The organism is Neobacillus sp. NPDC097160 (genome assembly GCF_044762155.1).
Lineage (GTDB): Bacteria > Bacillota > Bacilli > Bacillales > Cytobacillaceae > Neobacillus.
Window position 1 is genome coordinate 442,019 of record NZ_JBIWDU010000002.1, and the last position, 10,992, is coordinate 453,010.

Annotated in this window: 12 protein-coding genes; 3 read left to right on the top strand and 9 right to left on the bottom strand. The window is 36.1% G+C overall.

From position 1 onward, the window contains the following. Nucleotides 1-109 precede the first annotated feature (109 nt). Together ACIQXV_RS04195 and ACIQXV_RS04200 are read right to left on the bottom strand one after the other, a co-directional pair. Nucleotides 110-664 carry an HD domain-containing protein gene (locus ACIQXV_RS04195; protein ID WP_402956281.1) on the bottom strand — a complete coding sequence of 185 codons (555 nt, stop codon included), beginning with the start codon at nucleotides 662-664 and terminating at the stop codon, nucleotides 110-112. Between the two features lie 496 nt (nucleotides 665-1,160). Beyond that, nucleotides 1,161-1,670 (bottom strand): DoxX family protein, encoded by a 510-nt coding sequence (locus tag ACIQXV_RS04200; protein WP_402956283.1) that lies wholly within the window; start codon nucleotides 1,668-1,670, stop codon nucleotides 1,161-1,163. 509 nt (nucleotides 1,671-2,179) lie between these two features. On the opposite strand from ACIQXV_RS04200, the gene ACIQXV_RS04205 reads away from it, so the two are divergent. Both ACIQXV_RS04205 and ACIQXV_RS04210 read left to right on the top strand, forming a co-directional pair. Further along, on the top strand, nucleotides 2,180-2,461 hold the full coding sequence (locus ACIQXV_RS04205) for a CD3324 family protein (RefSeq protein ID WP_402956285.1): 282 nt from the start codon (nucleotides 2,180-2,182) through the stop codon (nucleotides 2,459-2,461). Nucleotides 2,462-2,665: 204 nt separating this feature from the next. After that, nucleotides 2,666-3,322: a FusB/FusC family EF-G-binding protein gene (locus ACIQXV_RS04210; RefSeq protein WP_402956287.1), complete on the top strand. Its 657-nt coding sequence runs from the start codon at nucleotides 2,666-2,668 to the stop codon at nucleotides 3,320-3,322. A gap of 112 nt (nucleotides 3,323-3,434) precedes the next feature. On the opposite strand, the gene ACIQXV_RS04215 is transcribed toward ACIQXV_RS04210, so the two are convergent. The 4 genes from ACIQXV_RS04215 to ACIQXV_RS04230 all read right to left on the bottom strand — a co-directional run bounded on the left by ACIQXV_RS04215 (nucleotide 3,435) and on the right by ACIQXV_RS04230 (nucleotide 7,763). After that, complete coding sequence (locus ACIQXV_RS04215; RefSeq protein ID WP_402956289.1) at nucleotides 3,435-3,944, bottom strand: DoxX family protein; 510 nt, start codon at nucleotides 3,942-3,944, stop codon at nucleotides 3,435-3,437. Nucleotides 3,945-4,691: 747 nt separating this feature from the next. Further along, a complete protein-coding gene (locus ACIQXV_RS04220; protein WP_402956291.1) occupies nucleotides 4,692-5,177 on the bottom strand; it encodes a DUF2690 domain-containing protein in 486 nt (161 codons plus the stop codon). 377 nt (nucleotides 5,178-5,554) lie between these two features. Beyond that, nucleotides 5,555-6,946: an MFS transporter gene (locus ACIQXV_RS04225; RefSeq protein WP_402956292.1), complete on the bottom strand. Its 1,392-nt coding sequence runs from the start codon at nucleotides 6,944-6,946 to the stop codon at nucleotides 5,555-5,557. A 244-nt stretch (nucleotides 6,947-7,190) separates the two neighbouring features. After that, nucleotides 7,191-7,763 carry a cysteine hydrolase family protein gene (locus ACIQXV_RS04230; RefSeq protein ID WP_402956294.1) on the bottom strand — a complete coding sequence of 191 codons (573 nt, stop codon included), beginning with the start codon at nucleotides 7,761-7,763 and terminating at the stop codon, nucleotides 7,191-7,193. A gap of 113 nt (nucleotides 7,764-7,876) precedes the next feature. Between ACIQXV_RS04230 and ACIQXV_RS04235 the strand changes: the two genes are divergently transcribed. Continuing rightward, nucleotides 7,877-8,485 (top strand): TetR/AcrR family transcriptional regulator, encoded by a 609-nt coding sequence (locus ACIQXV_RS04235; protein ID WP_402956296.1) that lies wholly within the window; start codon nucleotides 7,877-7,879, stop codon nucleotides 8,483-8,485. Nucleotides 8,486-9,004: 519 nt separating this feature from the next. Here the strand turns inward: ACIQXV_RS04235 and ACIQXV_RS04240 are convergent. From ACIQXV_RS04240 to ACIQXV_RS04250, 3 genes are all read right to left on the bottom strand, one after another. After that, entirely contained in the window at nucleotides 9,005-9,469 is a 465-nt protein-coding gene (locus ACIQXV_RS04240; RefSeq protein ID WP_402956298.1) for a hypothetical protein, read from the bottom strand. Nucleotides 9,470-9,843: 374 nt separating this feature from the next. Further along, entirely contained in the window at nucleotides 9,844-10,263 is a 420-nt protein-coding gene (locus ACIQXV_RS04245; protein ID WP_402956300.1) for a GNAT family N-acetyltransferase, read from the bottom strand. Nucleotides 10,264-10,539: 276 nt separating this feature from the next. Beyond that, nucleotides 10,540-10,797, bottom strand: a complete 258-nt coding sequence (locus ACIQXV_RS04250) for a hypothetical protein (RefSeq protein ID WP_402956302.1) — start codon at nucleotides 10,795-10,797, stop codon at nucleotides 10,540-10,542. Nucleotides 10,798-10,992: the final 195 nt, after the last annotated feature.

A 10,992-nucleotide genomic window follows, 5' to 3' on the forward strand; every position in this document is an offset into this window, starting at 1 on the left:
GCGGCGCTCGAAAAGTCAGACCTAACAAAAGCTTCCGCAAGGACAATACTTGACCCCCATTGCATAATTCTTTATTGCACCGGGGGCAAGCACAAATTTTTTATCTTTTTTAAACTTCTGTACCGCTGGGGCTAAACAATCGATCCACTTCCACCTTCAACTCATCTAATAACCTAAAGTTTGATTGGTAACCCAAGCTTTCAACCACGTTTCGATAGTACCACTCTTGATCCTGTTTACCGCGATTAAACCTTTCCCATACCATGTCACCGATTTGTTCAAAGTCATTTATGATGGACCGGATATTATGTAATTTGTCTGCACAGGCAACAGCCTTGATGTCTTTTGAAGCCGACGTTAAAATCTCAATAGTATGCTGTTTTCTTTTCTCCCAAGATAATGATTTATCCGGCTCTGAGCATCCCTCTACAATTCTTGCAACTCGCTGACCAAATTCCCGCTCAATATCTGCTAATGTAAGTGATGTATCTTCGACTGTATCATGTAAGATTCCTGCAGCAACGATCTCATCGCCATACCCCGCTTTCATTAACATCATCCCCACCGCAACTGGATGAGTAATATAAGGTATATCCGTATGTTTTCTATACTGGTCTGCATGTGCTCTGCTTGCAACCTGAAGGGCCTTTTCAATAACATTCATAATGGTTTCCTCCCTATCGGACCTTCCGTTTCATGGATTTAACATACAACATCGAATCATAGCTCAGGTTTATTAATTATTGTCTTTTCAAAAGACACTTTTTACATTTAATTTACATTTGAAAAACAAAGAGTTAATAAACTGCTATTATAATGAAGTTATAAAAAGTCATGCTAATGGAGGGTCCATGATGATCGAATTCATGATTCGACTGGTTATTCTTATTCCCGTTTGCATACTACTTTAACTTTAATCATTACTAACAAGCTACAAAGTAATTTCCAAAAGTTCACGGTCTACTAGCAAAAGATCCTACCACGACCATTTTAATCCCCTCTTTTTACGCAAACGATTCCAATTAGCAATATGTAAAATTGTACCATAGAATTAAGAGCTTTTATAAAGAAGGATATTCGATCCATTCATAAAGATAGTGCCTGACCCCCACTGCGTTACTGCATTATTGCAGTGGGGATCAGGCACCAATTTTTCGCTATTAAGCATGCGCTGTGTCTGTTTTATCATTACGTTTCGTTCCCATGAACTTGCGTACATATGGCATTGCATATCGGTCGACACCAAATTTGCCAGCATTTGCTCCTGCAACAAGTACGAAGAAGGCTAAAAGAATCATTTGTCCGTTTGTACTTACAGTGCCACTAAATAGGAAAGAGAAATTCATCACCATACCCATTAAAGTTGCAAAGTTAGTAAGAAGACCTAGGATTAACGCAATTCCGACTAGCACTTCGCCCCATTGCACTAAGAAGGAGAACATATCCGCGTTTGGCAAGGCAATATTCTCTAGAAATGCTGCCCACCAGCCTTGAACTGCTGGGTGTTCTCCAGTGCTAGAAGCAATCGCACCTTTCAAGAAGCCACTTGCATCAAATCCGCCGCTAGTTAATTTTCCAATACCTGCATGTAAAAATTGATATCCTATATAAATTCGAATGATTGCTAAAATCCCTGCAACAATATTATTTTTTCTTAAAAGATTTAACATCTTACTCCATCTCCCTTTGGATTCTATAAAATATTATTAAGTTTATTCACTATTTCACATGTCAATTTACAAGATCTTGTTTGTTTCTTACTACACTTATATATTATCACTATATCCAAGTTAAAAAAGGTACTTGTGATGTTATTCACATATTTGCAACAAAGTTTTGACGGTATTATGAACTGAACATAAAAAAGAGTTAGACCCTCGCTGCTTTATTGGAATAAAAAAACTAGTCACTAAGGTAAAGGGTCATTTATAATAATGTATAATCTCTTACCCAAAAAGGTAATGACATTACCTTACATTTCAGGAGGTGATGAGTCTTGGGAAATCAGTCTAGATTACCAGGGACTCCAGCCACTCATGCAAAGCCACTTATTGGAAAGGCGATACTTTGCATGGGGCGGACATTTATTATGAAAAATCGCCCAGCTATGCTCTTATTTCATTTCTAATATACGGCTTTGCACCTTATTTATCAAAAAAAAATAAGGGGCTGGCACATTATGAAATATGTAAACGCAAGCAACATATTACCTGAAAAGCTGATTGCAGAAATTCAAAAATATGTTCAAGGGGAAACCCTTTATATCCCCAAGCCGGAAAAAAACTACCGGAAATGGGGAAGTTGTTCAGGGGCGAGAAAGTCCCTTGATGAACGAAATGCCTCAATCAAACATTTATTTTCTATTGGAAAAAGCATCCACCAGTTAGCGGATGAGTATTTCCTATCCATCGAAACCATCAAAAAAATAGTTTACTCGCAGAAAAAAAGGGATGACTCATAAGGGATCTGCCCGCTTGGAACACAATATCAAGACTAGGTTCAACTACAATTGTCTAGAAATCGTATAATGAGGTTTGACTCTTTGCTTTGGAGTCAGCCTTTTTTCGTATGTATTGTTTATTTCTAAGTCATCTTCTCCATTTTATATAAAGGAAACTTTGTTTAAAATATAAGAGAGTAACGGAAGAAAATGAGGCGACCTATAATGAACGAAAAATTTATTAAGAATGAGCAATATAATTTTATAAAACGGCAAGTGGATTTAATAAAGGATATTTATAAAAAGAACTCTGACCCGAGTGTCATTAAGGCTTTCAGGGAACTGGCCAATGCTCAAATTCTTGATCTTTTTCCACATGCAGCTAGGGAACAAGTAGAAAAGCTAGACCTTTCAAGATGGAAAACGGATGCTGAGTTTGACCAATATGTTCAAGACTTAGCGAGATACTTAATCCCGTTTCCCAAACTGACCGAGCAACAAGTGAAAAAAATGTTTCCAAAAGCCAAGAAGCTAAAGGTCCCTAACTTATCGACAATTGATTTCGAGAAGATGACCTACCTAAGCTGGTCTGATATCAGCACCAACAAAAAGTTTATTATTTACGAGTTGAATGAGAAATTGATGGGAATTGAATGTAAATACTCGATTATTAATAAGGATAATTTATGTTCGTTCTGTAATCGTTTCGGCCAAGTAGCTTTTATTTCCACAATCACCAAAGCCAAAAAGTCAAATAACCCCGATTACTATAAAGCGATTGGAAACTACATCTGTCTGGACAGTGCTGAATGCAATAAAAAAATAACAAGTGTTGACTATTTGACCACATTTCTAGAGGAATCGAACCGTAAACATGCTTAAAAACAGAACCTTGCTAAATTGAAATTAGCAAGGTTCTGTTTTTGAAAGGTGGTGCTGATCCACACTGCGTTACTGCTTTATTGCACTGGGATCAGGCACCAATTTTTCGCTATTAAGCATGGGCTGTGTCTGTTTTATCATTACGTTTCGTTCCCATGAACTTGCGTACATATGGCACTGCATATCGATCTACACCAAATTTGCCAGCATTTGCTCCTGCAACTAGTACGAAGAAGGCTAAAAGAATCATTTGTCCGTTTGTACTTACTGTGCCACTGAATAGGAAAGAGAAATTCATCACCATACCCATTAAAGTTGCAAAGTTAGTAAGAAGGCCTAGGATTAACGCAATTCCGACTAGCACTTCGCCCCATTGCACTAAGAAAGAGAACAAATCCGCGTTTGGCAAGGCAATATTCTCTAGAAATGCTGCCCACCAGCCTTGAACTGCTGGGTGTTCTCCAGTACTAGAAGCAATCGCCCCTTTCAAGAAGCCACTTGCATCAAATCCGCCGCTTGTTAATTTTCCAATACCTGCATGTAAAAATTCATATCCGATATAAATTCGAATGATAGCTAAAATCCCTGCAACAATATTATTTTTTCTTAAAAGATTTAACATCTTACTCCATCTCCCTTTGGATTCTATAAAATACAATTAAGTTTGTTCACCATTTCACATGTTGTGTTACAAGATCTTGTTTGTTTCTTACTACACTTATATATTATCACCATTTCCAAGTTAAAAAAGGTATTTGTGATGTTATTCACATATTTGCAACAAAGTTTTGACGATATTATGAACTGGTCATAAAAAAGAGTCAAACCCTCGTTGCTTTAAAGTGATGGGTTCCCTTCTAGGGTGCAAAACATTAATTCACAAGTAAATTCACATCAAAAAATGCAAGTGGTTTCACTTGCGTTTTTTTACTTTGATTACAGCAAATGAAATGTACCGCTTTTACCGGCGATTGCCATAAAACTTATCACTTGTTGCCAACGCATTTTCCAGAATAGCGCCCTTTTCTTGAATAAACACAAAAAGCTCATATTAGCTGATTACAACGCCCCACAGTGCTACTTTCCAAACCTCGGTGAATTGTGAATGCCGACGGCTAGGGTCACGCTTTTCTTGTTGAACCCAGAACCTCTAAATAGTGCTGATTGTACATCGCGACTTTATTTTAAACAACGCATCTTTTTTACAAACATCGTGACTTTATTTCAAAGCTACATAAAGTCGTTTAAAAATCGAAGTCTTATTTAACAATAGCGCCCGATTATACAACAAGACAAAATATATATGGATTATCAGAGTTATAATTTCTAAATCTCATTTTGGCTAAAGGACGCAAAATTTCTTCGCAGATTAGTACCGATTAGTCGTTCCTGAGGCTATACCCCAATTGACATACCCTTTAGCCTTAGCTGTATACCCAGCACCATTATACACTTGAGCGGTATAACAGGAGGTTTGACCTTTCATTATCGCCCCGTTACCACCACCACTAGCACAAGTATATACCTTTCTGTAAGTACCACTACTAGTGTAACTATACACATTTGCATTCGCATAGTAAGCACCGTTATCGTACGGAGCGGCATGATAAAGGTTTATTTTACCCCAAGATGTTCGACACTTCGCACTCCATTTTAGCTCCGCTTTTCCATAAACATTATCGTATCTGTCAACAATATAACTATAGGATTTGGTGACTGCATCATTTGCACAACCTGTTGAAACAGGGTTTGAACCATCATAAGATAGGGCAAATGCTTTTTCAGCTGGTGAAACCGCAAATATCAGACCAAAGACAAAAGTAAATATCATCCCAATATTTAATAATTTTTTCATTATAACAACTCTCCTTTTTTCTAAACTTTACCATGTAAAAATTTGTATCACGATGGTCTAAGGGACTATTTTACATTTAAAAAACGACCATTTTTTAGACAGCTGTTGCTTTAGAATAAAGTTTGATCAAATTAATCCTAATAACTTCAATAAATGAACAAAAGAAAAGAGCGTGTTTTGAAAAAAGATTGATCAAAACACGCTCTTAATATATCCCGGTGAATCATTCTTTTGTAAAAAAGATTGATCATTTCTGTGATCCTTATTCCTTTAAAGCGCCCTTTAATGGAATAACTAAAATATGATTTTAATCACAAAATCAATAAATTTTTTCTGTTACTATAGCACCCATAGTAGAAGTGCATTATTTCGCAAGCTTATGTGTTTTTTCCAATTTTGCTCAAAGATCGATCTAATAGAGTAATCATAAGAATAAAACAAATGACTAAACTGAAAATTGCTAGATGATGGAGCCCCTTTGTAATAGCATCGGATTTTAAAAACAATCCGCTAGCAGCAGAAGATAGCATAGCTCCCATGTACATAAAGGTTCTTAACAAACCAGCTGAAGCGCCCATTTGTTCGGAAGAAGCCTGAAAATAGACAGCATTTTGGTTAGCCAAATTCAATAAACCTTGGGGTATTCCGAATAGTATAGCTATGACAACAAGATAAACAATACTGCTTGAATGATTTGTAAATAGCAACAGTGACATAGCAATAAACTGAACGATACTCCCTACAATCAATTTCATATGGATTGCCGGATTCTTTCCGGTTATTTTAGAAATGATGATTGACGTTAAAAACATCGGCAACAGCAACAGACCAGCATGTGATGGGGACAGCCCTCTACCTGTTTCTAACCATTGGGTATATCCGTAAAGGAGATTGTATGAGATCGTAGCTAAAAGTAAACCCCTGACATACGTTAATAATAAAGGGGTATTCCCACCGAATAATCGTAAATCGATAAAAGGATTTTTCCTTTTCAGCTCATAGCTAATAAACAGGACACCAGAGATGACTGCAATCATTAATAAATATACATTGTGCCAATTCGGACTCATCAAGAAAAGGAGAGCCGAAATTAAAGTGATTCCAAATAAAAGGATACCAATAAAATCAATGGAAGTCATTTTCTCCTCTTTTTTTAGGGAATCCCCTCCTCCCCTTGGAAAACGGAAGTAGCCTAAGAGCACACACGCTAATGACAAAGGAACATTTACGATAAATGTACTTTGCCAACCACCGATTTCAATGAGGAGCCCCCCTAAGGTAGGTCCAACAACGGCAATGGTTTGGGTAGCAATTGCTAATAATGTAAGAATACTCGTTGGATTATCCTTACCTGTTCGTTCTGCTTCACTACGGATAAGATACATTGAGGCAGGATAACCAGCGCAAGTTCCCAGACCAAGTAAAACTCTGGCAATCACTAACCACCAAATATTAGGGGAAAAGATGGCGATTAAGCTAGAGATGCCTACTAGTGATGTTGCGATTAAAAAAAGGAGTCTTGGACCAAAAATATCAATGAGCTTTCCTGCGACTGGCTGCCCAATTGCTGTAGCAAGATATAAAGCAGAAACAAGCCATGCTGTTTGGGAAGGGGGTACACCAAACGCTTGCCCAATAGGAATTAAAGCAACTGAAATGATCGAAGAGTTAATAGGATTTAGAATAGACCCTAAAACCATGGGAGCAATCAATTTTTGATTAAAATGATTTTTATTTGGAGCCTTCCTTTTGTTACTAAATATAGACAAATCTATTCCTTCCTTCATTTAATATTGAAAGGTTTTTAGATACTATAAAAAACAGCTGTGTAAATCATAAAAAAACCATCATGAGTGTCTGCTCCTAAAAGGTTCAAGATTTCAAATCTGTAACACCTGATGGAGATGACACTTGGAATCTGATTTTGCGAAGACCCGCCTCTTTTCCACAAAAAAACAAAAAGGGCAAACTAGAAGGGTCTATTTCACAGTAATGGAAACAGACCCTACTAGTTTAGTTCAATGTAGCAATCCAGGATTGGACCGTTAATACATCGGCATGATTTGGAAACACCTTCTCCATTAGAACTCGGTGAACCTCTGGATCTGGATCAAAACAAGCATCTTCTAGTACTTTAATTTCAAAGTCTTTGTCCGCTGCTTCTCTTAAAGTTGATAAAACTACCCCACTCGTAGAAATACCGCTAAGAACAAGTGTCTCAATTTGTTGAGCCCGTAGTAGTACTTCAAGATTACTTCCACAAAAAGAACTAAATCGATATTTCGTAATGACAGGTTCATTTCCTTCAGGTTGAACGGATTCATGAATTTGTGTTGCTTGATCATGAACGGTCATGGCACCGTATTTAGATATAGCTGAAAATGTCTTATTTCTTGGACTAATTTCAGGATATCCCTCGCTAAACCCCACTCTGACAAAAATAACTGGAAGAGAGTGTTCACGGGCTGTTTTTATTGCCTTTTGATAAGGAATTAACGCTTCATCTATATTTTCTCCTAAATGTGACACAATGCCGTTTTGTAAATCCATTATTAATAATGCGGTTTTCTTACCTTGATTTTGCATAAGTTGTAATTTCCTCCTTTTTCAATTAAAATTTAAACGGAGACCACTCCTTTTTATCTTAACCGGAGATATCTCCGGTTGTCAAGGTGTGATTAAATTTAGGATGTGATTACATGGAAAATGGTGGGTATATAACCCGTACTCGGTCTGAACGACGCGATGCTGCAAAGAATCGTCAGCTTATATTGAATACAGCCCATAGGCTTTTTGAGCAATATGGTGTTGAAGCGGTAAGTATGAATCAAATCGCCGTAGAAGCACAAATTGGTCCGGGAACACTCTATCGCCGTTATAGAAACAAAGGTGAATTATGTCTTGATTTAATTAAAGACAGCGTTGTTCTATTTTTCGAGGATATTGAAGACTACTTGAAGGAGAACGATAAAGTTCCGCCTAATCAAAGACTGAAAGAAGTACTAAGCTTTTTTATTTGTTTCCGTGAAAAAAAAGCACAATTACTTACAGGAGTGGAGGAAAGCAGGGCAACAAAACCACTAAACTCCCGAACCCAAAGCCCTTTATATGTTGAATTACATCAGATATTAGTTCAACTATTTGACGAAATGGCAGCAGATGGGCATACCCATTCCCAGAGTGTTTTTAAAGCAGATATGGTACTAATGGCTTTAAGCAGTGATTCGTATTTTTTCCAAAAGAATGTACGTGGTTTTTCTCCTGAGGAAATTTTGGAACTGCTCTATTCAACTTTTATTTCAAATTAATTTACCCATAAAAAAGGTTCCCATGAATAGGGAACCTTTTCTCATAGAATCCTCTTATTTTGTTGAACTAAACTGATCCGTTACTTTAAGTACATTTCTTCACAAGCTCTTCTAAATATCAACATAGATATCCATTTTTCTTAAAAGTTGTTGTTCAACAATCTGGCCCGTTTGTTGAATAAAAGCTAATAACGATTGTTCAACTAAACTGCCACGTTACTTCAATAAGAAAAGCCGCCAAAAAAGGCAGCTGGATCTTAAACTCTTGCACCCGTTAGTTTAAGTGAAAATCTTCACAATCTTTTTTTACCTTAACAAAATCTAATCCGTTGATGTGTAGGGGCATATCAAAAAGACGCCTTCTTACTAAAGAAAAGCGCCCGATTGTTGAAGATCATTACAAATACTAGGATACGTCATCCACTTTTTCAAGATAATTGGAAATTCCCAAAGCTATGTCACCGCATGCTTTGGAGCAATTAGATGAAGACTACCCCGAGAAGAGAGTCCTTTGCATAGTTATTTTTTTCGATACCTTTCCGGAATGGTTAAGCCATTTCTTTCATCATCCCAAGCTATTGAGCTTATCTTCCAACCACAGGGCATGCGAATGAACTGCATTGTTTTCATGCCCATTGTATCAAAAGCTTCGCCAGACAATACACCTATTTTTCGATACAGGCTGAAGCGATGAGCGATATTTCCGAAAATCTCTGTGATTTCGTACAATTCTTCTTCCTTGAAATTTATCAAGTTTCCTTCACTTAATAGTTTCTCACGGGGCTCGATAAACTGCTGAAGACTATAAATAATAGGAGCGCAATCTGTATTCTTAATGATCATTGCCTCTGGAATAAATAATTCGGTGAGGGCGCGTACATTCGGTTTATTTCCATTTTTATTAGTAAAAGCATCGAAAAATGAGGCGGTTAATCGATCTAGAATCGCTTTTATTTCAAGTTGATCTGTATCAAGAATTTTCAATGAAATTCACCATCCCTTAGTACTTTTTCCAACTAACTAATTATATCAGATTTTAGATTGAATTTTGGAAATAATCCAAAAGATTAATTTTGCTAATGTATCTAGTTTTTCACCCACATTGATTCATATATTACTTTTGAATATGTATCCGTATTATTAGCTCTCTTCTAAATTTCAACCTATAAATCCAATTTTCTTTAAAGGCATTACTCCACAATCTGTCCCGATTGTTGAATAAAAGCTAATGACTATTGTTCAACTAAACTGCCAGTTAGTACAACAAAAAAGGAGATCGCCGCAGCAACCCCACTATTTAACTCTTGCACCCCGTTAGCTTAACATCAAAAAAATAAAACAGGCCTCAATTATTTATTTTATTCATATTCCATAACCCAATATTTTTCTTCTGGTTTACCTTCTTCAACAACTTTCTTCCAACCATTATTCTCATAAAACTTCATCGCTTTTTGATTTTCAGATACACATTTCAATCTTAATGGTTTATTCATTTTTTCTATGGATGCATTAACCAATTGACCACCAACGCCTTTACCCAAGAAATCAGGGTGAACAAATAAATTATGTATAAAATTATCTGGCAAGTACAAAGACGCAAATCCAAGGATATGAGTATCTTCCTCTGCTAAAATTATATACTCTCCTACAGTATGCTTATCAAAGTCTTCTAAAGTCATTTCTTCTATATCTGCCCAATGAAAACTTTTACGACGAGATTCTAAGTATATCAGTCTTAAATCAGGGTAATCTAATTCACTTGCTACTCTAATATTCATATTTTCACTCTCACTTTCTTTTATATAAATAATAACATAATTTTCAATCTATATATTTTAGTTTTAAATCAAGGTTTTCCTTCTTACACTAAATTGCTCGTTAGTGGACGAATAAAAAGGCTGCATCAGCAACCCCTACTGTTCAACTAAAGCATGCGTTAGTTACTTAAGCTTATATCACGTTCCATATATACTTCTGCTTCACGTCCATCAACATTGGCATATTGATTATGACACTTTTAGTAAGATTGTTGTTTCAGAAATGGTGGGAAAAACTTAAATAATGACTTTATTCTTCTGTTTTTTCCTTAAAAATCCAACTAAAGCTAAAATCGATAGACCTATTATTACTGATACGATATGAAAAAACCATTTCTTTTCATCGGGAATATTGTCTTTTATAATTCCAAAACCTGCAATAAATGAATTTGCTCCAATTAAATAGTTCATTCCATGTCCAAATAATATGTACTTTCTATAAAAATGAAATGATGCAATCATAAAAAATACAAAAAATAATATTTCAAAAATCACAATTTTCCTCCCTAAATAGTTTTAATAGTTGAATTTTATCATACTAATTCCTTGCTTTTTGTTTGAAAAAATTACCATATCATATTGAACTAAACTGCCACGTTACTTCAATAAGAAAAGCCGCCAAATATCGCAGCTTCTTCAACTCTTGCCCCAGTTAGCTTAATAACAAGTTAGCTTTTAAACTCCATAAAG